Below are 25,115 nucleotides of genomic sequence, written 5' to 3' on the forward strand. Positions count from 1 at the left end.
GATTAGCCGGACAATAAAAATCGCCCTCGCCGAGACGGTCCGCCGGCGGGTGTGTGGAGACGTCGCATGCAGTCCACCATTGTCATCGTCAATCTTCTCGGCGCGGTCGCGCTGCTGCTCTTCGGCCTCGCCCAGGTGAAGGATGGCGTGACCCGTGCCTTTGGCGTGAAACTGAGGAGCGTACTCGCCACCGGCACCCAGAACGCGCCTCGATCCTTCTTTTCCGGCTTCTTCGCCACCGTCGCGCTGCAGAGCTCCACGGCAACCGCTCTCACCGTCGCCTCCTTCGCCGAACGTGACCTCATCAAGCCGCGCATGGCGCAGGTTGTGCTGCTTGGCGCCAATGTCGGCACCGCCGTGACCGCGTGGATCGTGGCGGCGGGCGTCGAATGGTTGTCACCGCTTCTGATCCTCGCGGGCATCGTGCTCAAGAAGGGAAGCTCCAACGCCAGGCAGGGCGGCGGAACGGCGCTGATCGGCATCGGCCTGATGCTTTTGTCACTGCATCTGCTGAGCGGCGCGACCGAGCCCATGCGCGCCTCGCCCGCGCTTGCCGTCTTTATCGGCCTGCTCGACGGGGCCTGGCCGGTTGCGCTGATTTTCTCCGCGGTGCTTGCCTTCGTCTCCTCCTCCAGCCTTGCCGTGGTGGTGTTGATCCTGTCGCTTGCGGCCACCGGAACGCTTTCCACCGGCCTCGTCATCGTCCTCATTCTCGGCGCCAATCTCGGCGGCGCCATTCCTCCGGTCATCGCCACGCTTTCCGGCCCCGCCTCGGCGCGGCGCATCACCATAGGCAATCTCGCGGTGCGCACCACTGGCTGCCTCATCGCCCTGCCGCTCGCCTCCTATGGCGCGGAGTTCCTGCAGCAATTGCCGCTTTCACCCGCGAAACTGCCGGTCGACGCCCATCTCATCTTCAACGTCATCCTGGCCGCGCTCGCATGGCCCTTCTCGGGCCTCATCTCGGATCTGATGACGAAGCTGGTTCCCGGTGATCCGAAAGCCGAAGACGGCCCGAATTTCCTCGATCAACAGGCGCTGGCAACGCCGGTGGTGGCACTGGCCAATGCAACGCGGGAGGTCCTGGTCGTCGGCGACAGCATCGAGCGAATGCTGATCCGCGCCGAAAACGCCTTCAAGCACAACGACCTGGCGCCACTTGCCGAAATATCCCTGCTCGAAAAAAAGGTCGACCGCCGCCAGCAGGAAGTAAAGGTCTATCTGTCCCAGCTCGGCCGCAAGGGGCTTGACGATGAGGATGCCCGCCGTTCGATCGCAATCATCGATTATGCCATCAACCTCGAACATATCGGCGACATCATCGAAAAGGGCATTTGCGAACAGATCCGCAAGAAGGTGCTGAACAGCTTCAAATTTTCCGATGACGGTTATGAGGAGTTGAAGACCCTGTTCGACATGACCATCGAGAACCTGCGCGCCGCCCAGAGCATTCTGGTGACCGGCGATTTCGAACTTGCCCGCAGGCTGATGGAAAGCAAGGTGGATATTCGCCGCCTCGAAAAACAATCCTCCAACCGCCATCTGGAGCGGCTGCGCGACGGGCTGACGGAAAGCATGCAGACAAGCTCGCTGCATCTCGACATGCTGCGCGACCTCAAGCGTATCAACGCCCATATCGTTTCGGTGGCGCACCCCATTCTGGATGAAAGCGGCGTGCTGATCGAAAGCCGTTTGCGATATGCTGAGCCGCGCGCCTAGAGGATTTTAGAAAATCTGGTCCGTTTTTTCGGTACGGAAAGACGAAAGCACTCTAAAAATCAGTCTGCCGAGGGAAGCCGGCGCATAGTGAATTCGATGCGGTCACCTTCCAGCTGCCGCCAGCTTTCCACTTCCGTCCAGTAAGCGGCCTTGGGAAAGCTGTCGAACCATTCTCGGGCCTTGGCGCGGGCTTCTTCGCGTCCCAGACAAAACGTTTGCCGCACGAACATGCCCTCACGCTTTTGTTCGCCGCCGGCGCTGTCGCGCTCCCTGCGGTGATTGGCAATTCTGCGCTTCAGCCCGTCGAGGGGCGGCGGTCCGGTAAATTTCGTCATGATATTCACCTCTGGCACCTACGTCTTTAAAGATAGTGTCGACACGCTGACTTGGCGAGTCGAATTTGTGCGCGGCGCAAACACCTGCTAGAGGCGGCATGACAGACTACACCGCAGGAGAATGAGACATGGAACGGCCGATCTTGCCGAAGGGCTTGCCCGAGGACATTGAAGACAAGAAGGCCGTTGCCCAGGCATGGTTCCAGCATCTGCGCGACACCATCGTCGCCTCCTTCGAAACCCTGGAAAACGAACTGACCGGCCCCTTGTCCGATCAGGAACCGGGCCGTTTCGTCCAGAAAGACTGGCTGCGTGACAATGGTGAAGGCGGCGGCGGCAAGATGTCTATGATGGAAGGGCGCGTCTTCGAAAAGGTTGGTGTGCACACCTCCACCGTCTACGGCGAATTTTCACCGGAATTCCGCAAGCAGATACCGGGCGCTGAAGAAGACCCGCGCTTCTGGGCATCGGGACTGTCGCTCATCGCCCATCCGGTCAATCCCAATGTGCCGGCCGTGCATATGAATACCCGCATGGTCGTCACCACCAGCCACTGGTTCGGCGGCGGCGCCGACCTGACGCCGGTGCTTGGCCGCAGGCGGACGCAACAGGACGCCGATACCCAGCTGTTCCACCGCGCCTTCGAGATCACCTGCAACCGCCATCCCGTGGCGGACTATCCACGATACAAGACGTGGTGCGACGAGTATTTCTACCTGAAGCACCGCGACGAGCCGCGCGGCACCGGCGGCATCTTTTTCGACTGGCTGCATCCGCAAGAGCAAAATGGCGGCTGGGACGCCAATTTCGCCTTCGTGCAGGATGTCGGCCGGGCCTTCAATCTGGTCTATCCGAAGATCGTCCGCGCCAATTTCAACCAGAACTGGACGGAAGAGGACCGCGACGAGCAGCTTATTCGCCGTGGCCGCTACGTGGAATTCAACCTTCTCTACGATCGCGGCACCATCTTTGGACTGAAGACCGGCGGCAATGTCGAATCGATCTTGTCCTCCCTGCCGCCGGTAGTGCGCTGGCCCTGAAAACCTCACGCAAATTTGACGCTTATCAGCCATTTTGTCGCAAATAGCGTAAATTAGGACTTATGGAAAAATCAAGGCAGTGGTAGTCTCCTTCCGCAGACGTACTGGAGGAGCTATCGTCATGATTACTTCGAACAGCATGCCTATTTCTGCTTCCGCTGAGGGAGCATCGCAATCCATCGATACCACCGCATTGATTGACCGCCTGGCCGCCGAAATGCGCTCAACAGGCGATCGCGAACTGCCGCATTCTTTTTATGTCGAACAGGTGAAACGCACGCTCGCCGGAAAAGCCGTGAAGCGCGCGGATAACGACGAACGACCCAGCACAAAAATCCCGCCGGCCGGGACGTCCTCCGTTTTCCAGTGCTGGGCGATGCCCGAATAAGTCCGGTATCAGCGCTCAAGGACGCCGCTTTGGAACATAAGCGGCGGACTTTTGTTTCATAACGGAAGGGCAGCACGTCACTTCAATGCTGCCTTTTTCTGAAGCAGGGAGGCAAGACCATGAGACTTTTTGAATGTGGAACGCTCGTGCCGGGCTGCGCCTGGCATACACGCGCAGATGACGATGCTGAAGTCGTCCGCCGCACGGTGGAGCATATGCGCTCGGCCCACGGCGAAACCGTTATCCGCGAAAATATGATCGAGAACATCAAGGCCCGCATCCGCGACGAGGCGAATGCGGCTTAGACCGGAGTGTCAGCGCTCTGGCAATATCAGTTCTGAAGCATCTCTTTAAGCCGGGCGGTCAACGCTGCCCGGTCAAGCGAGAAATTGACGTCGATCCACTTTTCCTCAAGGCTTTTCAGCACCTCGCCGACCTGCGGACCGGCCGCGACTCCCGCTGCCATCACGTCTGCACCGCTTAACGGAAATCCGGGCTTCTGGAATTTCTCCGCCCTCGCCAGCAGTGTCGAAAACCGCGCAACCTTCTGCATGGCTGTCTCGCCGGCCGAAATATCGGCACGAGCGGAGGAAAGCGCGAGTTTCAGCCGCGTCTTCACGCCTTCGACACCTTGACGATAAAGCAGCCGGTCGAGCGCCGTCTCCTTCAGTTCGGGATCTGCCGGCGGGGCCGCGGCCCAATGGGCAAGGTAGGCAGCTTCTGCCTTCGACAGCCTCAGCCGCGCGGCCAGAGAGGCCATCCTCTCGCCATCCGGCGGCACGATCGCGGCAAGCCGCAGCATTGGATCTACCGCCCAGCCAAGAGCCTGCTCCGTCGCGACCAGACCGTGAATGGCGTCGATACCCCATTTCTCGGTTTCGGGAAGAATTTCCGTTAGAACGCCCGATTGCCGCATCCAGAGCAGGGCGCGGGAAGGATCGCGGGCCGAAAGCAGCTTTTTCAACTCGCTCCACACCCGCTCGGACGAAAGCGTCGCCAGCCTGTCCTTGGCCCGTGCGCTGGCTCGCAAGCCATCGGCATCCGGGCGGCCAGAGCCATAATGGGCAAAAAAGCGGAAAAAGCGGAGAATCCGCAGATAATCTTCCGAAATTCGCGTCGCCGCGTCGCCGATGAAGCGCACGGTTCCGGTTTCGATATCGGGCAACCCGTTGATAAGGTCGATGATCTCGCCCTTTTCATCGGCATAGAGAGCATTGATGGTGAGATCGCGCCGCTCGGCATCGGTCTGCCAGTCGGTGCCGAAGGCCACCTGTGCGTGGCGGCCATTGGTCTCCACATCGCGGCGCAGCGTCGTTACCTCGAAACCTTCACCGTCGATGACCAGCGTTACCGTGCCATGCTCGATGCCTGTTGGCACCGCCTTGATGCCCGCAGCCTTGGCCCGCGCAACAACCACGTCGGGGGTCAGCGTCGTGGCCATGTCGATATCGACCACCGGCAGGCCCATCAGCGCGTTGCGCACCGCGCCGCCGACGATCCGCACCTCGCCGCCATCGGCATTCAAAAGCGCGAAAATGCGCTTCAGCGCCGGTTTTTCGAACCAGTCCTGGCCGGCAAGGCTGTTCATAAATAAAACCTTTCGTAAATCGTCCTGACGATGCCCGCCGTAATGCCCCAAATGTAGCGTTCACCATAGGGCATTTCATAGAAAAACCGCTCCTTCCCCTGAAAGATGCGGCTACCGCGCGCGTGGTTTTCAGGGTTCATCAGGAAGGACAGCGGCACCTCGAAAACTTCGTCCACTTCCGCCGGATTGAGCGTGAGGTCGAAGCCCGGCCGAACAACGGACAGCACCGGCTTTATCCGGAAACCCGTGCCGGAGATATAATCCGGCAATCGCCCCACCGTTTCCACGAAGGACCGGGACAGACCGATTTCCTCCTCCGCTTCGCGCAATGCTGCCTCTTCCGGCGTGCGGTCCTCGGCGTCGATACCGCCGCCCGGGAAGGAAATCTGGCCTGAATGTTTGCGTAAGGTGGAGGTGCGCTGGGTGAAGATCACCCGGGCATCATTGCCGTCATCGATAACCGGGACCAGCACGGCGGCGTCTTTCAGCTTGATGCCGTTCCCGGACAGCACCACGCCCGGATTGAGGACATGGTCGCCATTTTCGCGCTCGGCCACGCCCTCGCCCTCCTGCAGCACCCGGCGGCGGAAGTCGCTGGCAGTAAAAGCCTTGAGGCCTATTGTCGTGGTCGTCATTGCGAAAGCCGTTCCAGTTCATTGGCGGGCATGACTGGAAAAACGACGCCACCCGAGCGCACCGCGAACATGTCGACGCCGTTTACCTCGATCACTTCACCGAGGGCGACGAGGTCGTACATCACGGCTCGCGAGACAAGCGCTTCCAGACGGCCGCGGACCAGAAGATAGGGCTTCAACTCGCGGTTTTCGCCCGAAATTTCAAACCGCAGCGGATGCTCCCGCCCCGCCTCTACCACGTCGCCAACATTCGTCCGGAAAGTGAGCACAGGCTCCCCATCCTCCTCGCCCACCGTCACCTTCATTTCCACGGCGACGAAAGGCGCATCGACGACCCGGATGCCGACTTTTTCCACAGGAGTTACAAGATAGGTTTTGCCATCCTCATCCTTGCGCAGAACGGTCGAAAACAGCCGCACCAGCGGCGCCCTGCCAATGGGCGTGCCGAGGTAGAACCAGGTGCCGTCAGCGCGGATTTCCATGTCGAGATCGCCGCAAAAGGGTGGATTCCAGCGGTCCACCGGGGCCGGTCCGCGCCTGGCGTCACCGGTCTGTTCCGCGGCGCGGGAAATCAACGCCGCAAGGCCAGCCGCATCATCAGCCGAATTTATCGTCTCCGCTGCCATATTCGAGTCTCGCTTTGCCGATAAGGAAATACTAAGTCACGACATAGTCATTCGAATGGCGCTTGTCAGCGGCCAAGAGAGCAATAAGCTATATGCAGCGCAAAATCCGTTCCGGCTGGCGGCCAGTAAAACCGGAATGCAAATGTGACAGCGGCGAAGGTATGAGGAGAGCGACATGGGCGTGATGAATACCGGCGAAACCCTCGATGAAAAGGCGATCATCGCCTCGGCCGAAAAGGCGCTGTCCGACATTGCGGCGATCCGCGCGGAAGTCTCCAAGGTTATCTTCGGCCAGGAAAAGGTGGTGCAGAACACGCTTCTCGCCATCCTCTCCGGCGGCCATGCCCTTCTTGTCGGCGTTCCCGGCCTTGCCAAGACCAAGCTCGTCACCACACTCGGCACCGTGCTTGGCCTCGACGCCAACCGCATCCAGTTTACCCCGGATCTGATGCCGTCAGATATTCTCGGTTCCGAAGTCATGGACCAGGATGAAAACGGCCGCCGCTCGTTCCGCTTCATCAAGGGACCGGTTTTTGCGCAGTTGCTGATGGCCGATGAAATCAACCGCGCCAGCCCGCGCACGCAGTCCGCGCTGCTGCAGGCCATGCAGGAATACCACATCACCATGGCTGGCCAGACCTATGAGCTGCCGAAGCCGTTCCACGTTCTCGCAACGCAGAACCCGCTGGAACAGGAGGGCACCTATCCGCTGCCCGAAGCCCAGCTCGACCGCTTCCTGCTGCAGGTGGATGTCGGTTATCCCGAACTTGCCGCCGAACGCCAGATCCTGCTCGACACCACGGGCACCGCCTCGGGCGAAGCACGCGGCGTCATCGATGCGCCCCGCATGATGGAGATACAGGCGCTCATCCGCCAGATGCCGGTCAGCGACAAGGTGGTGGACGCCATTCTGTCGCTCGTCCGTTCCGCCCGCCCCGGCCACGGCAACAAGTTGACCGATAAGAACGTTGCCTGGGGTCCCGGTCCGCGCGCCGGCCAGTCGCTGATGCTGACGGCCCGTGCGCGTGCGCTTTACGAAGGCAGGCTCGCGCCCTCGCTTGACGATGTCTATGCGCTGGCCGAACCGGTGCTGGAACACCGCATGGCGCTGACCTTTGCGGCCCGCGCCGAAGGCATGTCGGTGCGCGATGTCATCGCTGCCCTCGTGGAGCAGGCGAAGAACTGAAGCGACGTTCGCGAAAGGACTGCATGTGGCATCCATCGGCCAGATCGTAGACAAGACGCCGGGTAGCGAAGTTCTGGCGCGCGCGCGCCAGCGCGCCGCCCTGGTGCCGGACTGCATGGTCGAGGCAAAGCGCATCGCCAACACCGTCACCGCAGGCTGGCATGGCCGCCGCAAGCGCGGTATCGGCGAAAATTTCTGGCAGTTCCGGCCCTATGCAGAAGGCGAAAGTCTCTCGCGCATCGACTGGCGGCGCTCCGCCCGCGACGACCATACCTATGTACGTGATCGCGAATGGGAAGCGGCCCATACAATCTGGCTCTGGGCCGACATGTCGCCGTCGATGATGTTCAAATCGACCCTCGGTTCCGTTTCCAAGGAAAGCCGGGCCCTGGTGCTGATGCTGGCGCTGGCGGAAATCCTCGCGCGCTCCGGCGAGCGCATCGGCTGCCCCGGTATCATGGAACCGGTTTCGGCCCGGAATGCCGCCGAACGGCTCGCCACCGCGATCATGCATGCGCCGCCGACCGAAGGCATGCCGGAAACGGGCATGATCCGTGGCGCGAGCGACATCGTGCTGATCGGCGATTTTCTCGATGATGCACAGGCCGTGATGGAGCGCATTTCACCGCTCGCACGACGGGGCTTGCGCGGCCACGTGGTGGAAATTGCCGACCCGGCCGAAGAAACCTTCCCCTATTCCGGCCGCACCGAATTTAGCGATCCGGAAACCGGCGAAAAACTGGTGTCCGGCCGCGCCGAGACCATTCGCGAAGACTATACCCGCGCCTATCTCGCAAGGCGCGAGGCACTCTCCTCGTCGCTTCGCCGGCTGGGCTGGAACTTCGTGTTCCACCGCACCGACCATCTCGCTTCCGAGGCATTGGTGGCCATGCACATGTATCTTTCCGGCGCGCCGGCACAGGGCGGTGGGCAAGGCGGTGGCCGCCGATGAGCGCATTGCCTTTCGTCTTCACCAGTCCCTACATCCTCTTCGGCTTGCTCGCGCTGCCTGCCATCTGGTGGCTGCTGCGGCTTACCCCGCCGCGCCCCAAGGCAGAGGTCTTCCCGCCACTGAAGATTCTGGCGACGGTGTTGAAACGCGAGGAAACGCCGTCGAAAAGCCCGTGGTGGCTCACCTTGCTGCGCATGGCGCTTGCCGCCGCCGTGATTCTTGCTCTCGCCGATCCGGTGGTAAATCCACGCAACAGCGGCATCGCCGGCAGCGGCCCGCTGGTGCTGGTGGTTGACAATAGCTGGGCGTCTGCGCCCGACTGGGAGCGGCGCGTGGCGACCGCGGAAGCCCTGATCGGGGATGCAGAGCGTGCCGAGCGCCCCGTCGCCATCGCTTTTACAGCCGATGCCGAACATGACGCCGTACCCGGAACGACAGCGGTCGCCCTGGAAAAGCTGGCAGCGGCAAAACCGAAGCCGCTCGTGCCCGATCGTGTCCGTACGGCCGAAGCCATCACCGAAGCGCTTAACGGCACGACCCCCGGCACCCTCGCCTATATCGCTGATGGCGTGCAGACGGCGCAGGACGAAAGCGCCCTGAAAACGCTGGCCAGTCTTTCACCAGCCGAATTCCGTATCGTCAGCGGCGACGGCAAGGCCATTGCCGCGATAACGGGCGCAACCAACAATGCCGACGCCATGTGCGTTTCGCTTTCAAGGCTCGATACTGCGGAAGCTGCCCGGTTGACGGTCAACGCGCAGGACAGCCAGGGCCGCATCCTCGCCAATGGCATCGCCACCTTCGCCCCCGGCCAGGCTGAAACAACGGCAACGGTGGAAGCACCCTTCGAATTGCGCAACGATTTCGCCCGTCTTTCCCTTGAAGGTGTTTCCACGGCGGGTGCAGTGCATCTTCTCGATGACGGCTTCCGCCGCCGCCGCGTGGCGCTGCTGGCAGGCGAAACCGGCAACGACTTCCAGCCGCTGCTGCAACCGCTTTATTACATCAGCCGCGCACTTCAGCCCTTCGTCGATCTCATTCCGCAGCGGCAGGCCGATCTGGCGCAGGCCATCCCGGAAATCCTGCAATCCAACCCCTCCGTCATTGTCATGGCCGATATCGGCCGCCTGCCGCAGGAAACATATGAGCCGATGCAAAAATGGCTTGCGGGCGGCGGCACGTTGATCCGCTTCGCCGGGCCACGCCTTGCTGCAGCCCCCGCCGACGACCCGCTGGTGCCGGTGACGCTGAGACAGGGCGAACGCGCGCTCGGCGGCGCACTCTCCTGGGCTGAACCGCAACCGCTTGCCGATTTCCCTGCATTCGGCGCTTTCGCCGGCATGCCGAAAGCCGATGGCATTCTCGTCAAACGTCAGGTTCTGGCCGAGCCGACACCGGACCTCGCCGAACGCACGTGGGCAAGCCTTGCCGATGGCACGCCGCTCGTCACCACCCGCAACGTCGAGGCGGGCCGCATCGTGCTGTTCCATGTCAGCGCCGAGGCCAGCTGGTCCGACCTGCCGATATCTGGCCACTTCGTCGATATGCTTCGCCGTATTGTGCAATTGTCCAAGGCGGGCGGCGCTTCGGCTTCCGCCAATGCCCCGGCCGCCGCTCTGCCACCCTTCCGGCTGCTGACGGCGGAAGGCGCGCTATCTGCCGAAATCGGCACTGCCCGGCCGCTGGAAATGCGCGCGGGCCAGCTTCCGCGCACCGGTTTCGACAATCCCCCCGGCCTTTACGGCACAGAGGATGGTTTCGTGGCTCTCAATCTCCTGCCCGCAGGTGCGACGCTGCGCCCGCTCGATACCTCGGCCGCCGGTGTCAGCACGTCAAGTGAAGCGCTGATTGGCGAGACGGCGAAATCGCTGCGTCCCGCCCTCTTCATCGTTGCCTTCCTGATGCTGATTGCCGACAGCCTGATCGTGCTTTTCATGAACGGTGCCTTTGCCCGCCTGCCGAAAGCCAGAAGCGCCACAGTGGCCACAATGCTGCTGGCGCTTGGTGCCTTTGCCGCCATGGCGCCAAACGACGCCCGCGCCGACGATCCCAAACCCGGCGACGAGCAGATATTCGAGCGGCTCGACACCACTCATCTCGCTTATGTCCGCACCGGCGAAGACGATGTCGACCGCATTTCAGAACAGGGTTTGCAGGGTTTGAGCGAATTCCTGACCTGGCGCACGACGCTGGAGCCCGGGCAGCCTGTCGGCCTTGATATTTCCAAGGATGAATTGTCCTTCTACCCAATCATCTACTGGCCGGTTTCGGCCTCCGCGCCCATGCCGTCCAGCGCCGCCATCTCGCGCATCGACGCCTATATGCGCGCCGGTGGCACCGTGCTGTTCGATACGCGTGACCAGTTCTCCTCGCTCGATACCGGCGCGACCACAGCCAATGGCGAGCGTTTGCAGGCGATCCTCGCCAATATCGATATTCCGCCGCTGGAGCCCGTGCCGGAGGATCACGTCCTGACGCGTTCCTTCTACCTGCTCACCAATTTCCCCGGCCGTTACAATGGCTCGCCGCTCTGGGTGGAATCGCGTCAGGGTGCCGCCAAGACCACCTCCGGCCTCTCCTCCTCCGGGGACGGCGTGACGCCGATCATGATAACCGGCAATGATTTCGCCGGCGCATGGGCCGTCGATGCGCAGGGCGCACCGGTTCTGCCCACCGTGCCGCCTGACGAGATGCAGCGCGAACATGCCTTCCGCTCCGGCGTCAACATCATGATGTATATGCTGACCGGCAACTACAAGGCCGATCAGGTCCATGTTCCGGCACTTCTCGAACGGTTGGGGCAGTGACATGACATTGACCTTCGCCCCCTTCCTGCCATGGATCGTGATCGCCGTTCTGGCCGTCGCAGCACTTCTCCTTTCCTTCATCGGCCTGTGGCGCGGCGTGCGTGGCGCATGGTTGCGCGGGCTGGCGCTCGCTGCCCTGCTTGCCGCCATCGTTAATCCGCTTTTGACGCAGGAGGAGCGCGAACCGCTTTCCACCATCGTCCCCGTTATCGTGGACCGCTCGCAGAGCCAGGACGTGCAGGACCGGCCGCAGATGACGGATACGGCGCTTAACGCGCTGAAAGACCGGCTGTCCCGCTTCCCGCGCATCGAGCCGCGCATCGTTGAAGTGCGCGACAATGGCGAGAGCGATTCGCCCTCGACCCAGCTTTTCTCGGCCTTGTCCTCCGCCGTTTCGGATGTCTCGCCTTCCCGCGTGGGTGGCGCGATTTTCCTGAGCGATGGCCAGATTCACGATATTCCCAATGCCCTGCCCAACGCCGAGCAGGCGCTCGGCTTCCGCGCGCCCGTGCACGGCCTGATCACGGGCAAGGCTGATGAGTTCGACCGCCGTATCGAAATCGTTCGCGCCCCGCGCTTCGGCATCGTCAATGAGGAACAGCAACTGACGCTGCGCGTCTTCGATGACGGACGCCCGGCAGGCGGTGGCGCGGCTGAGGTGACGGTGAAGATGAATGGCGAAGAGATCGCCACACTACAGGCGACACCCGGTCAGCCGACGCCGTTCCGCTTCAAGGTCCCACGCGGCGGCAACAATGTCATGGAATTTTCCGTCGCCGAAATCCCGGGCGAAGTGACTGTTGCCAATAACCGCGCCGTTCATCTGATCGAAGGCATCCGTCAGAACCTGCGCGTGCTGCTCGTCTCCGGCGAACCGCACGCCGGCGAGCGGGCATGGCGCAACCTCCTGAAATCCGACGCCTCGGTCGATCTGGTGCATTTCACCATTCTGCGTCCTCCGGAAAAGCAGGACGGCACGCCGATCAACGAACTCTCGCTGATCGCCTTCCCCACACGGGAGCTGTTCGTCGAGAAGATCAATGATTTCGATCTCATCATCTTCGATCGCTACCAGCATCGCGGCGTGCTGCCGATCCTCTATTACGATTACATCGCCCAATATGTCGAAAAAGGCGGCGCGCTGCTGATTGCCGCCGGGCCGGAACATGCCGGTCAGGATTCAATCGCCATGACGCCTCTGGCCTCCGTGCTGCCGGCGCAGCCGACCGGGCAGGTGCATCAGGCTGCCTTCTATCCGCGTCTTTCGGAAGCGGGCAAGAAACACCCGGTCACCCGCGGGCTAGAGGGATCGGGCAATGAGCCGCCGCAATGGGGCCGCTGGTTCCGCACCATCAGCGTCGACCCGCCGCAGGGCCAGACCGTGATGCTGGGCGATGGTCAGAACCCGCTGCTGGTGCTCAACCGCCAGGGTGAAGGCCGTGTCGCCATGCTGCTGTCGGATCAGGGCTGGCTCTGGGCGCGTGGTTATGAAGGCGGCGGCCCGCATGTGGCGCTTTACCGCCGCATCGCCCACTGGCTGATGAAAGAACCCGAGCTTGAGGAAGAGGCGCTGACGGCGCGCGCCAACGGCCGCACCCTGCAGATCACCCGTCAGACCATCGGTGACGATCCCGGTCAGGCCAGCGTGCGTTTCCCTTCCGGCAAAACCGAAAACATGGCTTTCACCAGCAGCGAGCCCGGTCTCTACAGGATCGAACGCCGCATGGATGAGACCGGCCTGTTCGAAATCAAGAACGGCGATTTCACCACCCTCGTCCATGTTGGCGCAGTGGACGCACCCGAATTCAAGGCGATGATTTCAACGACCGAAACGCTGAAGCCGCTGGCAGATGCCACCAAAGGCAGCGTGCACCGTGTCGCCGATAATTCCGACCGGGTCGCACTGCCGGATATATTGCCGGTCCGCGGCGATATCAGGGTTGCCGATGAGGATCGCATGCTGATACGCATGACCGACGAGACGGTGCTGAAAGGCGTCAACACCCTGCCGCTCTTTGCAGGTTTCGCCGGGCTAGGCGCGTTGCTGCTTGCCTTCTCCGCTCTATGGTGGCGTGAAGGCCGGTAAGGGCGTTCCAGCAAAGATCGTGGGGCCTTCCCCTCGTCTCGGCACGTAAACGGGAAACGGCCACCGCCCGGCGGCCGGGGAAGATGAATATGAATTTCGTTTTAAGCGATGCCGCCGATCCAGAGGCCGAAAAAGCCATCCGCGATCCTCTGGTGGCCTATAATCTTGCTCGTTTCGGCGAAAGCGACAAACGCGACATTATCATCACCATCCGCAATGACGACAATGAGGTCACCGGCGGCCTGGTGGGCCACACCGCCCGCGGCTGGCTTTATGTGCAGCTTCTTTTCGTGCCGGAGACGATGCGCGGACAAGGCACGGCCGCGAAACTTCTGGCCATGGCCGAAGACGAGGCGAAAAAGCGCGGCTGTATGGGCGCCTATATCGACACGATGAACCCGGATGCGCTGAGGACTTACGAACGGTACGGTTTCACCAAGATCGGCTCGCTTGGGCCACTCTCCAGCGGCCAATCCATCACCTGGCTGGAGAAACGGTTCTAGAGCGCCGGCCACGCAAATTTCAGGCGGCGATGCCCGACACCTCGCTGTCGACCGTGCGTCCCATGGTGTCGCGAATCTGTTGACGCAGCCACACGGCTCCCGCATCCGCATCGGTCTGCAATGTCCAGACCATGGCGACAGGGGGGAAATTCAACGTCACCGGCACCGGGCTCACTTCCAGTCCCAGCATGGGCGCATAACGCTGAGCAATGCGCGAAGACACGGTCGCCAGCACGGCTGAGGAGCGCGCCGTTGCCAGCACCGAAAGAAAATCCGGCGCAGCGGCGACGACGTCGATTTCCAGTCCGGTCAGTTCCAGCGCGTCCTTAATACAGCCATGCAGACTGTCGGTCTGTGATATGACCGCGTGCTTGGCCGACAGATAGGCGTCCAGTCCAACGGGATTGGGCAGATCGAGCAGAGCCGGGTTGAAGCAGCAGAGCACGCTGGAAGAATAAAGCGGTTCGCAATGGTGCCGCTGTTCCTTCGAATAGGTGCATCCGACAGCCATGTCGATCACGCCCGTATCCAGCATAGCGGTGATTTCCTGCTGTTGCCCGTTGCGCGCAAGGATACGGATACCGGGTGCGATCTCGCGCAGCCGCGCGGACAGATCCGGCAAAAGCAGCAGCTCCACCTCACTGGACATGCCGAGCCGGAACGTCCGCCGCTCGGTCGCCGGATCGAACACATCAGCCGTCAGCACCGCCGCCTGCGCTTGTCTCAGCGCCTGGCGTACCGGCCCCGCCAGATTGAGCGCCCGCGCCGTCGGCTTCATTTCCTGCCCCACGCGAATGAACAGCTCATCCTGAAACAGTGTGCGCAGGGTGGAGATATTATGGCTCATGGCAGGTTGCTGGATTTTCAGCCGCCGTGCCGCGCGCGTGACGTTCATCTCTTCCATCATCGCATCGAAAGCGACGAGGAGATTGAGGTCGAAGGAACGGAGATTGAAATGATCGATAGTTTGCATAAGTCACATCGATTTGATTGCTAACCTGCCTACACTTAACTGGAGATCGGAAAGTTTCAAGACATTCCTAAACCCAGGAGCCTTCAATGCCATCACGTCGCTCACTTCTCAAAGGCGCCGCCAGCGCCCTCATCGCCGCCCCCTTTGTTGCGCCCACCGTCGCATTTGCCAAGGCACCGCTTGTCGCCACGCAGGCGCCCGGCTTCTACCGGCTGATGGTCGGCAAGGTGGAAGTTACTGCGCTTTCGGACGGCGTCATTGCGCTGCCGCTTGCCAAAATCTACACCAACACCACATCGGAACATGCGACGAAGGCGCTTCAGGATGCGTTCCTTCCGGAAGAGACGCCTACGTCCGTCAATGCGTTTCTCGTCAACACCGGTGACAGGCTGGTGCTGATCGATGCCGGCACCGGCTCCTATCTTGGCCCAAGCCTCGGCAGGCTCGTCGCCAATATCGAAGCCTCCGGCTACAAAGCGGATGAGATAGATGATGTCGTTCTCACCCATATCCATACAGATCATTCCGGCGGTCTCTCCGCGGATGGCAAGCGCGTCTTCGCCAATGCGACCCTGCGCGTGAACAAGCGCGAAGCCACTTTCTGGCTGGACGAGGCAAAGGCCAAGGCAGCACCGGAGGCGCTGAAGAAGGGCTATGCCGAAGCCAAAGAAAGCATCCAGCCCTATATCGATGCCGGCAAGTTCGAGACGTTCGGCGACAATGCCGCGCCGGTTCCCGGTCTCGGCTCAGTCCTTTACGCCGGCCACACGCCGGGCCACAGCGGCATCGTTCTCGAAAGCAACGGCCAGAAAATCGTCTTCTGGGGCGATATTACCCATGGCGATATCCTCCAGTTCGATGAACCTGATGTCGCCGTCGCATTCGACGTCGATCAGAAGGCAGCCGTCGCCACGCGTGATCTGGCATTTAAACAGGCGGTGGAAGGCAAATATCTGGTGGCAGGCGCGCATATCGCCTTCCCCGGCATCGGTCATGTGCGCACCGACAGCACCAATTATGATTGGCTGCCGGTGAATTACACGACGCTATAAAGCCGAACAGAATGGCCTGATCCTCAAGGGTCAGGCCATCGTCCCGCACTGACACCCTATGTCAGCGCCACCTGGCGCGTTTCCGCATTGATCATCGTCGCCGCAATGGCGGCCAGTACCAGCAGCCCGGCAAATATGCCGATCGCGACACCAAAACCCTGCGCAATGGCATAACCGAGGAGTGATGGCGCCAGCAGGCCGCCAAGCCGCGCCATCGCCCCTGCGGCACCCATGCCGGTTGCCCGTGATTCCGTCGGGTAAAGTTCCGGCGTGAATGCATAGAGAGCGCCCCAGGTGCCGAGCAACGCAAAGCTCATGATGAGAAGCGAGGCGGCAATCATCGCACCGCCGGAAGCAAGCGTGAAAAGCAGGCATCCGAGCGCGGAGAGCAGGCAGAAGCCGATCAGCGTCGGCTTGCGACCCCACTTTTCGACACCATAGGCCGCGAGCGCGTAGCCGGGGATCTGTGCCAGCGCCACCAGCACAAGGAAACCATAACCGCGTACGAAACCGAAGCCATCTCCCGCCAGCTTCGCCGGCATCCAGGTGAAGACGCCGTAATAGGAAACGGAAACGAGAAACCAGATTGAGAGGATCATGATGCTGCGTTGGCGCAGCGCCGGTGAAAATATCCCCTGCCCCTTGGACACTTCAGGCTGGAAAAGCCCTGTCCCGGCATCGAGCGGGGCGCGGCCATTCGTGACCAGCATACGGTTGACGACGGCCTTTGCTTCCTCCGACCGACCCGTGCGCAGGAGATAAAGCGGCGATTCCGGCACGAGAAAGCGAAGGCCAAGGCCGAGGACAGCCGGGAACGCGGTTACGGCAAAGATATATCGCCAGGCATCGGCAACACCGGCAAGGCTGGCACCCCAGGCTGCAAGCGCCACGATCAGCGTCCCGACAGCCCAGAAACCTTCCAGAAAGACGAGCCAGCGCCCACGATTCTTGGCGGGCAGGAATTCCGCCATCATCGCATAATCCACCGGCAGCGTGCCGCCCACGGCGGCCCCGGTGAGAAAGCGCAGGACAAGCAGAATGGTGAAATCCGGCGAGAATATCGAAAGCACGCCGAACAGGGCATCACAGGCCACCGTGACGATCAGCACCCGGCGACGGCCGTAACGGTCCGCCAGCCGTCCGAAACCCGCAGCACCCAGCAACATCCCGAAAAAGAACGCTGTTCCGGTCTGCAGCGCCTGCGGCACCGTCAGCCCAAAGGTTGCGGCAATGGAGGCCGCAGTGAAACCGACGGCCAGAACCTGCATGGCATCCGCCGCCCAGACGAGGCCGAATATGCCCATCAGCCTGCGCTGATAGGCGCCTGCGCCCGCGCGCTCCAGCGCATCATTCATGGTGATTGCCGTCATGCCTCGTCCCTTCGCAAAAACCGACTTTCACTTGCTATCGTATGGGGGGAGGAAACGGAATTGAATTCTGTGGAGGGAGACGCGTTGTTTCGAAACAGGCTACCGGAAGAAGATTTTACCAGAAAAAAAGATCTGCACGGCAGTCTCGATGTTTGCCATAGCGCGCAACGCCCCTTCCGTCATCCCGGCCTCGAGCCGGGATCCAGTCACGGCGCGTCTGCGCCGTGGGAAGAGTCCTTTTCAGCCCAAAGACTTGGCCTGGCTGCATTCCGGCTCAAGGCCGGAATGACGGGGCTTATGTTGCGCCAAGAAGCAAAAAGCTCTTCGGATATCCCGTCACCCGTAAACCCGAAGAGGCGCCTCGAAACCCTCATCTTCCACTGTCGCGGCCGGCATCACGGCCTCGCATTTGCGCCAGCCGATATTGCCCTTCAGCCGCTGGTGCACGTCATTGCCAAGCGGCACGACCAGCACCCGGTTCGGATCAACCGGCCCCGGAAAATCAAGCGCCGCATAAGCGACCTTCTCGAACCCGAGCGGCATGTAATAGGGCGGATCGCCGATCAGTATCACGGCTTCGGAGCCCTTGCGCCTTGCCGCCGCAATGGCGATCCGGACGAGTTCCCGGCCGATGCCCTTGTTCTTGTGAGAGGGCCGAACCGCAAGCGGGCCAAGCATATGACCCTTCACATTGCCTGCCAGAACCGGCGTCATGCGCACCGAGGCAATCGTCTCGCCATCATCGGCGCAGACGAAGGAGAGCGACCGGTCATGCGGACCCTGCTCGCGGATGCGTGCTGCCGCACGGGTGTGCCGGCCGGGGCCAAATGCTTCTTCGTTGATGACTTCGATGATGGCGTCGTGCGACGCGTCCTCGGTGAGGTAGACAAGATCGTGCTTGGACATGAAGAGACCGAAACTTCCAGAATGCGGATGCGACAATAGATGACGGCTGCGCCGGTTAGGGCGTTCAGGAGCGTCAGCGTCGTCGGAGCATCCGTAGTTCGATCATAATCAAAAATTTCCTCAGATTTGTGAAAATCGCAATTATCAGGAAAATAACGACCCGTCCAGAACAAATCTCGTCGCCGCCCCATTCCAGCTCTGCGGCACGGAAACGCATTGTTCAATGCCTTGCGGGTTCGCGACAACGAGTGAAACGGGTAGGATTGCCACCAAGGAAACAATCAAGGAGATCGTCATGGGCATGCTGGTGGAAGGCGTATGGAAAGACGTCTGGTACGACACCAAGGAAACCAAGGGGCATTTCAAGCGCAGCGCCTCGCAATTTCGCAACTGGATAACGGCGGATGGCGCACCCGGCCCTTCAGGAGAAGGCGGCTTCGCAGCGGAGAAGGACCGTTACCACCTCTATGTCTCCTTCGCCTGCCCCTGGGCGCACCGAACCCTGATTTTTCGCAAGCTGAAAAAGTTGGAAGAGCTTGTTTCGGTCTCGGTTGTCGACCCTTTGATGCTGGAAAACGGCTGGGAATTTAAGCCTGGAGGTGAGCGGACGCCAGGTGCGACCGAGGATCACCTCTTCGGTTCATCCTCGCTCTGGCAGGTCTACACCAAAGCGGATCCCAAATATTCCGGCCGCGTGACCGTGCCGGTGCTCTGGGACAAGAAGCGCGGCACCATCGTTTCCAACGAATCGGCAGAAATCATCCGCATGTTCAACTCCGCCTTCAACGACCTCACCGGCTCGCAGACCGATTATTATCCCGAGACGTTGCGCGCCGAAATAGACGCGTTGAACGACGTGATTTACGACACCGTCAATAATGGCGTCTACAAGGCTGGCTTTGCCACAACGCAGGATGCCTATCAGCAGAATGCGGTCAAGGTCTTCGAAACGCTGGACATGCTGGAAGACCGGCTGAAGCACCGCCGTTTCCTGTTAGGTTCGGAGCAGACGGAAGCGGACTGGCGCCTGTTCACCACACTGGTTCGGTTCGACCCCGTCTATGTCGGCCATTTCAAGTGCAATATCCGCCGCATCCACGACTATCCGCACCTCACGGGTTACCTGCGCGATCTTTACCAGACGCCGGGCGTGCCTGACACGGTCGATATGCGCCATATCAAGGAACATTATTACCGCAGCCACCGCACCATCAATCCGACAGGCATCGTGCCCATCGGCCCCGAGCTGGACCTGACAAAGGCCCATGGCCGCGACCCGCTTTCCTGACGAGGGTGGACACTGCTACCAGTGATCGGCGAGCGCCGCCTCGCCGGCAAGTTCTGCAAGGCGGCGACGGGTTGCGCCCGTCACCCCTTCGGGCAAATTTGAAAGATCGAAAAAGCCGCTTTCGGCAATTTCATGATCCGGCTTTTTCGGCTTGGTCTGGGTAACCTCAAGCCGATAAAGCGCGACATGGTCGCGATTGCTGCCTTCCAGATTGAGATAAACATGGAAAAGCTCAGGCTTTGACGTGGCTTCGAGATTGCCTTCCTCCCGAATTTCCTTGTGAAGCGCCGCGAGCAGGGTTTCACCCCGCTCCACCCCTCCACCCGGCAGATACCAGCCCGGCAGATAGGTGTGGCGGACGAGGAAAATCCTGCCGGTTCCATCATAGCAGGCGGCACGCACGCCAAGAGTTGCGCCGCGCGTGAACAGAAAAACGAAATGCAGCAAACGAATGAAGACGCGCATATGGAACGGACGGGCCTGCCGCCCGGTTGTCTCGTCATTCACCCTGTTTCTCCCCGCCTGCCGGCTTTTGTTGGACGTGCGGCATATCATAGGTTATCTCTGCCGCCATGTTCAAACTTGCGCATATTTCAGACGTCCATTTGGGGCCACTTCCAAAACTCACTTTTCGCGAACTTGCATCCAAGCGTATCACCGGTTTCGTCAACTGGCATCGCAACCGCCGCAAGCATCTCTTCACCGATACGCTGGAAAAGCTGCTGGACGATCTGGAGACAAAATCACCGGATCATCTGGCTATCACCGGCGATCTCGTCAATCTTGCGACCGGCATTGAAATTCGCGCCGCCGCCGACTGGCTGGAAGAGGTGGGTGACCCCGAAAAGACCTCCGTCGTTCCCGGCAATCACGACGCCTATGTGTCCGGCGCGCATGACAAGGCCATGCAGGCCTGGTACCCCTATGTTCGTGGCGATGGCGACCCTGCCGAGTGGGACGACGACCGCAAGATATTCCCCTATATGCGCGTGCGCGGCCCCATCGCGCTGATCGGCTGCTCCACCTCGATTGCGACGCCACCTTTCTCGGCCACCGGCTATTTCGGCAACCGGCAGGCGCGCGCCACCGCGGAACTGTTGAAAAAAGCCGGGGAACAGGGGCTGTTCCGCGTCGTGATGATTCACCACCCGCCGATCCGTGGCGCCGCCCCAACGCACAAGCGCATGATCGGCATACGCCGTTTCGCCGCGGCGCTAGGCGTCGGCGGTGCGGAGCTCGTGCTGCATGGCCATACACATTTGAACACAGTCTATTGGCTGAACACGCACCATGGTGAAGACCACATTCCCGTGGTCGGCATCGCCTCTGCCAGCCAGGGGCCCGGTGGAGAAAAACCGCGCGCGGCCTATAATCTCTTCAACATCTCCGGCGGTCCCGGCACCTGGAACGTGACCTGCGAACGGCACAGCCTCAATGAGACGGCAACGGGTGTCGCGCTTGAGGATATCAGGGTATTTTATGAAAACGGGCGGCCGCTGGGGTTTTCGCGGCCTGCGGAGCAGAGCCCGGAGGAGTAAACCTTAGCGCGTGCGGCTTACCCCCTCTGCCCTGCCGGGCATCTCCCCCTCAAGGGGGAGATCAGCGGAAAGCGCTACCGCCATTTCATTCACAAACGTTGAGATGGGCGAGACCTGTCCGGGAGTCGATCTCCCCCCTTGGGGGGAGATGTCCGGCAGGACAGAGGGGGGGGCTTTGCCCCACCCTCAACGCCAGCCTTACTTCGCCCGCTCTTCCAGCACCCGGTTGGCCGCAGAAACGATCGCTTCCAGCGAAGCCGCCACGATATTCGTATTCACCCCTGCTCCGAACAGCTTGCCGCCCGGATGTTCCATCTCGACATAAGCGATGGCCGAGGCATTCGAGCCGTGCTGCAGCGAGTGCTCGGAATAATCGTTCACCGAGAGATCAATGCCGAGATAAACCGACAGCGCATTGATGAACCCGTCGATCGGACCGGTCCCCTTGCCTTCAATGCGCTTCACCTCACCATTGTCGGTGATCTCGGCGGCAACGATGCGCACGCCCTTGAAATCGCCGGCCGGATAGGTGTGGTGATCGACGAATTTGAGGCGCGCATTCGGCTGCGTCACGTAGCGCTCGATAAAGCGCTCATAGATGCGCTTGGCCGGCAGCTCGACACCCTCTTCATCGGTGATGCGCTGGATATCCTCGCGGAACTCCACCTGCAAATTGCGCGGCAGGTTGATGCCGTAATCCTGCTGGAGGATATAGGCGATGCCACCCTTGCCGGATTGCGAGTTGATGCGGATGATCGCCTCGTATGAGCGTCCCACATCCTTTGGATCGATCGGCAGATAGGGCACTTCCCAGACGGGATGATTGGCGACCTTGATCGCCTTCATGCCCTTGTTGATGGCGTCCTGATGCGAGCCGGAAAACGCCGTGTAGACCAGTTCGCCCACGTAAGGGTGGCGCTCGGGGATCGTCATCTCGTTGGAATATTCATAGACCGCCTTGATGCGCTCGATATCGCGGCAGTCCAGCTCAGGGTCCACACCCTGCGTATACATGTTCAGCGCCAGCGTCACGACATCGACATTGCCGGTGCGCTCACCATTGCCGAACAGGGTGCCTTCAACGCGGTCCGCACCCGCCATCAGGCCCAACTCGGTCGCCGCAATGCCCGTGCCGCGGTCATTATGCGGGTGGAGCGAGATGATGACGTTTTCGCGATTGTCGACATTGCGGCACATCCATTCGATCTGGTCGGCATAGATGTTCGGCGTCGCCATTTCCACCGTCGATGGCAGGTTCAAGATCAGCTTGTTGTCGGCCGTCGGCTTCACAACCTCGACGACGGCGTTGCAGATTTCCAGCGCCACTTCCAGCTCTGTGCCGGTAAAGCTCTCAGGCGAATATTCGAAGCGGTAGCCGCCGCCGGCCCTTGGCCGCCATGTCGGTGATCATCTTGGCCGCATCGACGGCGATCTGCTTGATACCGTGCACATCCTTGCCGAACACCACGCGGCGCTGCAGTTCCGATGTCGAATTGTAGAAATGGATGATCGGCTTGTTAGCGCCTTCCAGCGCTTCGAAGGTGCGGGTGATCAGTTCCGGGCGGCATTGCACCAAAACCTGCAACGAGACGTCATCGGGCACATTGCCCTCTTCCACGCACCAGCGGGCGAAATCGAAATCCGTCTGCGACGCGGAAGGGAAACCGATCTCGATTTCCTTGAAACCCATTTCGAGCAGCAGCTTGAACATGCGGGCCTTGCGGTCGTGACCCATTGGGTTGACCAGCGACTGATTACCGTCGCGCAGGTCCACCGAACACCAGATCGGCGCCTTGGTGATCGTCTTGGAAGGCCAGGTGCGGTCGGGGATGTTGATCGTGGGATAAGGGCGATACTTCACGCTCGCGTCGGTCATGCCCTTGGAAACAGTGGTGGTCTTGGCGTCCATGTCGCTTCCTCCTTGCGCCATCCGCGGGCTTATTCAAGCCATCGGCGGATGCGCGGCCCTTGAGGGCCTAAATCCAGTATAAAATGAGATTTCGAGATGAGGAGCGTTTGCACCAGCGGGCTTTCGGCCGCCGGGCGCTCCTCACTGGACCCGGCAACCGCGTGTAAGGTCGAGGCTAAGAAGCGAGAGTGCACCGCACGGCGAGGCCTTCGCAGAAATCTGCGCGCTCATGCCGGAAATGGTTGCGATGCTGTTGCTCATGGCGATGTGTATAAACAGCGGCTGGCGGTCTGACAAGTGATCTTGTGCGGTGCAGGCCTATTTTGCGTGTCGGCCGATCTCAAGCCTTTCCGCGATCCACAATTTGACAAGCGACTGCCGGGTCACCCCAAGTCTCCGAGCCTCATTGTCCAGGTCGTTGACGACCCACGTCGGAAAATCGATGTTGACACGTTTGGGCTCGATATTCAGATGCCGCGCCGTTGTCCAGTCGAGATACTCACCGATGTCCTCGCCATCATCAGCCATTCTGTCGAATTCTTCTGCGCTTATTGTCTTCATAATGATGCCTCTCTAACTCACGGGCGCGCCGAACGGAAATGATTCGAATACGCCCATCCCGCAGCGTATGCACTGCGAGCCATAATTTGCTGCCGAGAAGAGCGATGAGCGCAAACCGCTCTTCACCGACGCCCAGCGCGGTAACGGTCAAACCGAATTTGTCGTGCCACAACGCCTGAGCATCGACAAAATCAATCCCGTGCTTGTCATTATTGCCAGCGCTCTTGGCGGGATCAAATTCGAATTCCATGAGAATATAATATAAAAACTATACCATTTCCACTATCTAACCACGCCTTACCAACCGTTGCAACGCCATCATCAACCCGCCGCCGATCAAGCCCCAGAAAGCACCGGAAACGCCGCCGAAGGAGAGGCCGGAGGCCGTGATGAGGAAAGTGATGGCCGCAGCCTCGCGGGTTTCGGGGTCCTTGAACGCGGCGACCGCTGAGCCGGAAAAGGCGCCGACCAGCGCCAGCCCCGCCACCGCCTGAATGAGGATGGGCGGCGCAAGCGCCACGAAGGCCGTGACCACGCCGGCTAGCAGACCGAAAATAATATAGCCGACACCGCCGATGATCGCCGCCCAATAGCGCCGCTTTGGATCAGGATGGGCATCCTCGCCCGCGCACATCGCCGCCGTTATTGCCGCAAGATTGACCGCATGGCCGCCAAAGGGCGCGGAAAGCAGCGAGAAAAAGCCGGTCGCGGCGAAAAGCGGGCCGGGCTGCGGGTCGTAGTGATTGACCTTCAGCACCGCAATGCCGGGAATATTCTGCGAGGCCATGGTGACAATGAAGAGCGGCAGCGCGATGGAGACGACGGCATGCAGGCTGAAGACGGGCGTTACCCATTCCATCGGCGGCGTCAGCGATTGCGCGACGCTATCGAACGCACCCGCCGGAATATCGACGCCGAAAATCATCACCAGCACGAAGGCGGCAAGGGCCGCAGGTACTGCAAACAGCCGCCTGAAAGCCCCCACGACAATCCACGCCAGAATGATCGGCAGGCCAAGCGCCGGGTTGAAGCCGATCGCCTTGATCGGGGCGAAACACAGGCCGATGATGACACCCGACAGCATGGCATTGGCGAGTGGCGCCGGAATGGAGGCAACCGCCCGTCCGAGCGGCTTGAACAGGCCGGCAACGATGATCAGGACGGCGCAGACAATGAAGCCGCCGACAGCCGCAGGAAAACCGCCGTCGATCACGCCCGTCGTGGCCAGAAGTGCGGCGCCCGGCGTCGACCATGCAATGCTGACCGGCAGCCGGGTGGCGACGGAAAGAACGATGGCGCAAAGCCCCATCGCCACCGAAAGTGCCATCAGTCCCGACGCGGCCTCGAAATCGGTCGCGCCCACGGCTTTGAGGCCCTGCAGCACGACGGCAAAGGAACTGGCGAAACCGACAAAGGCGGTGAGGCAGCCCATAAACAGGCTCTGGACGGAAAAATCTCTCAGCATGAAGCACTCTGCGGCCTGCTGCCCGTCGCAAGAAACCGCAGCGATCTGCACTGGCGACGGACACGAACAAATTTGAAGCGTGAAGCGCGAATCTGAAGATAGCAGCACGCTCTGGATGAAGCATGGCTATATTCAGGATCAAAAAAGACGGGGCTTGGCAAGATGAACCGCCGGACTTCGGGTACGCC

At 60.9% G+C, this 25,115-nt stretch carries 23 protein-coding genes and 1 pseudogene; 12 read left to right on the forward strand and 12 right to left on the reverse strand.

Annotated features, from left to right (window positions below; translation table 11 throughout):
- Positions 1 to 66: 66 nt before the first annotated feature.
- On the forward strand, positions 67 to 1,719 hold the full coding sequence (locus QE453_RS19535) for a Na/Pi cotransporter family protein (protein WP_309777750.1): 1,653 nt from the start codon (positions 67 to 69) through the stop codon (positions 1,717 to 1,719).
- A gap of 59 nt (positions 1,720 to 1,778) precedes the next feature.
- Here QE453_RS19535 and QE453_RS19540 read toward each other — a convergent pair whose 3' ends face one another.
- Entirely contained in the window at positions 1,779 to 2,054 is a 276-nt protein-coding gene (locus QE453_RS19540; RefSeq protein ID WP_004442978.1) for a hypothetical protein, read from the reverse strand.
- 128 nt (positions 2,055 to 2,182) lie between these two features.
- Here QE453_RS19540 and hemF point away from each other — a divergent pair, with 128 nt between their 5' ends.
- From hemF to QE453_RS19555, 3 genes are all read left to right on the forward strand, one after another.
- Positions 2,183 to 3,094, forward strand: a complete 912-nt coding sequence (gene hemF, locus QE453_RS19545; RefSeq protein WP_004442979.1) for an oxygen-dependent coproporphyrinogen oxidase — start codon at positions 2,183 to 2,185, stop codon at positions 3,092 to 3,094.
- A 121-nt stretch (positions 3,095 to 3,215) separates the two neighbouring features.
- Positions 3,216 to 3,482, forward strand: coding sequence for a hypothetical protein (locus tag QE453_RS19550; protein WP_004442981.1), 267 nt, complete (start codon positions 3,216 to 3,218; stop codon positions 3,480 to 3,482).
- Positions 3,483 to 3,601: 119 nt separating this feature from the next.
- Complete coding sequence (locus QE453_RS19555; RefSeq protein WP_004442982.1) at positions 3,602 to 3,787, forward strand: DUF1059 domain-containing protein; 186 nt, start codon at positions 3,602 to 3,604, stop codon at positions 3,785 to 3,787.
- A gap of 26 nt (positions 3,788 to 3,813) precedes the next feature.
- On the opposite strand, the gene QE453_RS19560 is transcribed toward QE453_RS19555, so the two are convergent.
- Genes QE453_RS19560 through QE453_RS19570 form a run of 3 tightly spaced genes read right to left on the reverse strand, consistent with a single transcriptional unit; the run spans position 3,814 to position 6,331 of the window.
- Positions 3,814 to 5,070 carry a CCA tRNA nucleotidyltransferase gene (locus tag QE453_RS19560; protein ID WP_153776219.1) on the reverse strand — a complete coding sequence of 419 codons (1,257 nt, stop codon included), beginning with the start codon at positions 5,068 to 5,070 and terminating at the stop codon, positions 3,814 to 3,816.
- Positions 5,067 to 5,705, reverse strand: coding sequence for a CoA pyrophosphatase (locus tag QE453_RS19565; RefSeq protein ID WP_309777752.1), 639 nt, complete (start codon positions 5,703 to 5,705; stop codon positions 5,067 to 5,069). Before QE453_RS19565 ends, QE453_RS19560 begins: the two co-directional genes overlap by 4 nt.
- Complete coding sequence (locus QE453_RS19570) at positions 5,702 to 6,331, reverse strand: DUF1285 domain-containing protein (RefSeq protein WP_004442985.1); 630 nt, start codon at positions 6,329 to 6,331, stop codon at positions 5,702 to 5,704. The genes QE453_RS19565 and QE453_RS19570 overlap by 4 nt, the downstream gene beginning before the upstream one ends.
- Positions 6,332 to 6,506: 175 nt before the next feature.
- On the opposite strand from QE453_RS19570, the gene QE453_RS19575 reads away from it, so the two are divergent.
- From QE453_RS19575 to QE453_RS19595, 5 genes are all read left to right on the forward strand, one after another.
- Positions 6,507 to 7,517 carry a MoxR family ATPase gene (locus QE453_RS19575; RefSeq protein WP_004442986.1) on the forward strand — a complete coding sequence of 337 codons (1,011 nt, stop codon included), beginning with the start codon at positions 6,507 to 6,509 and terminating at the stop codon, positions 7,515 to 7,517.
- Between the two features lie 25 nt (positions 7,518 to 7,542).
- Positions 7,543 to 8,469 carry a DUF58 domain-containing protein gene (locus QE453_RS19580; protein ID WP_004442988.1) on the forward strand — a complete coding sequence of 309 codons (927 nt, stop codon included), beginning with the start codon at positions 7,543 to 7,545 and terminating at the stop codon, positions 8,467 to 8,469.
- Positions 8,466 to 11,276, forward strand: coding sequence for a DUF4159 domain-containing protein (locus tag QE453_RS19585; RefSeq protein ID WP_309777754.1), 2,811 nt, complete (start codon positions 8,466 to 8,468; stop codon positions 11,274 to 11,276). Before QE453_RS19580 ends, QE453_RS19585 begins: the two co-directional genes overlap by 4 nt.
- Before the next feature lies 1 nt (position 11,277).
- Entirely contained in the window at positions 11,278 to 13,362 is a 2,085-nt protein-coding gene (locus QE453_RS19590; protein WP_309777756.1) for a hypothetical protein, read from the forward strand.
- Between the two features lie 89 nt (positions 13,363 to 13,451).
- Positions 13,452 to 13,865, forward strand: coding sequence for a GNAT family N-acetyltransferase (locus QE453_RS19595; RefSeq protein ID WP_004442995.1), 414 nt, complete (start codon positions 13,452 to 13,454; stop codon positions 13,863 to 13,865).
- 19 nt (positions 13,866 to 13,884) lie between these two features.
- Here QE453_RS19595 and QE453_RS19600 read toward each other — a convergent pair whose 3' ends face one another.
- Complete coding sequence (locus QE453_RS19600) at positions 13,885 to 14,838, reverse strand: LysR substrate-binding domain-containing protein (protein ID WP_022556707.1); 954 nt, start codon at positions 14,836 to 14,838, stop codon at positions 13,885 to 13,887.
- An 86-nt stretch (positions 14,839 to 14,924) separates the two neighbouring features.
- On the opposite strand from QE453_RS19600, the gene QE453_RS19605 reads away from it, so the two are divergent.
- The gene (locus QE453_RS19605; protein ID WP_309777758.1) at positions 14,925 to 15,890 is read left to right on the forward strand and encodes an MBL fold metallo-hydrolase; all 966 of its coding nucleotides are present in this window, start codon (positions 14,925 to 14,927) and stop codon (positions 15,888 to 15,890) included.
- 56 nt (positions 15,891 to 15,946) lie between these two features.
- On the opposite strand, the gene QE453_RS19610 is transcribed toward QE453_RS19605, so the two are convergent.
- Positions 15,947 to 17,260 carry an MFS transporter gene (locus QE453_RS19610; protein ID WP_309761071.1) on the reverse strand — a complete coding sequence of 438 codons (1,314 nt, stop codon included), beginning with the start codon at positions 17,258 to 17,260 and terminating at the stop codon, positions 15,947 to 15,949.
- Between the two features lie 336 nt (positions 17,261 to 17,596).
- Positions 17,597 to 18,166 (reverse strand): GNAT family N-acetyltransferase, encoded by a 570-nt coding sequence (locus QE453_RS19615; protein ID WP_107339111.1) that lies wholly within the window; start codon positions 18,164 to 18,166, stop codon positions 17,597 to 17,599.
- 295 nt (positions 18,167 to 18,461) lie between these two features.
- Between QE453_RS19615 and QE453_RS19620 the strand changes: the two genes are divergently transcribed.
- Entirely contained in the window at positions 18,462 to 19,454 is a 993-nt protein-coding gene (locus QE453_RS19620) for a glutathione S-transferase family protein (RefSeq protein ID WP_309777761.1), read from the forward strand.
- Between the two features lie 15 nt (positions 19,455 to 19,469).
- On the opposite strand, the gene QE453_RS19625 is transcribed toward QE453_RS19620, so the two are convergent.
- Positions 19,470 to 19,961: an NUDIX domain-containing protein gene (locus QE453_RS19625; RefSeq protein WP_006699445.1), complete on the reverse strand. Its 492-nt coding sequence runs from the start codon at positions 19,959 to 19,961 to the stop codon at positions 19,470 to 19,472.
- A 65-nt stretch (positions 19,962 to 20,026) separates the two neighbouring features.
- Here QE453_RS19625 and QE453_RS19630 point away from each other — a divergent pair, with 65 nt between their 5' ends.
- Positions 20,027 to 20,992 carry a metallophosphoesterase gene (locus QE453_RS19630; RefSeq protein WP_004443010.1) on the forward strand — a complete coding sequence of 322 codons (966 nt, stop codon included), beginning with the start codon at positions 20,027 to 20,029 and terminating at the stop codon, positions 20,990 to 20,992.
- A 198-nt stretch (positions 20,993 to 21,190) separates the two neighbouring features.
- On the opposite strand, the pseudogene leuA reads toward QE453_RS19630, so the two are convergent.
- From leuA to QE453_RS19650, 4 genes and pseudogenes are all read right to left on the reverse strand, one after another.
- Positions 21,191 to 22,901: pseudogene (gene leuA, locus QE453_RS19635) on the reverse strand (2-isopropylmalate synthase).
- 318 nt (positions 22,902 to 23,219) lie between these two features.
- Positions 23,220 to 23,462, reverse strand: coding sequence for a type II toxin-antitoxin system BrnA family antitoxin (brnA, locus tag QE453_RS19640; RefSeq protein ID WP_004443014.1), 243 nt, complete (start codon positions 23,460 to 23,462; stop codon positions 23,220 to 23,222).
- The gene (locus QE453_RS19645) at positions 23,422 to 23,712 is read right to left on the reverse strand and encodes a BrnT family toxin (RefSeq protein ID WP_309777764.1); all 291 of its coding nucleotides are present in this window, start codon (positions 23,710 to 23,712) and stop codon (positions 23,422 to 23,424) included. The genes brnA and QE453_RS19645 overlap by 41 nt, the downstream gene beginning before the upstream one ends.
- Before the next feature lie 36 nt (positions 23,713 to 23,748).
- Positions 23,749 to 24,927, reverse strand: a complete 1,179-nt coding sequence (locus QE453_RS19650; RefSeq protein WP_142184967.1) for a benzoate/H(+) symporter BenE family transporter — start codon at positions 24,925 to 24,927, stop codon at positions 23,749 to 23,751.
- Positions 24,928 to 25,115: the final 188 nt, after the last annotated feature.

It is taken from the genome of Agrobacterium sp. SORGH_AS_0440 (assembly GCF_031453135.1).
GTDB lineage: Bacteria > Pseudomonadota > Alphaproteobacteria > Rhizobiales > Rhizobiaceae > Agrobacterium > Agrobacterium pusense.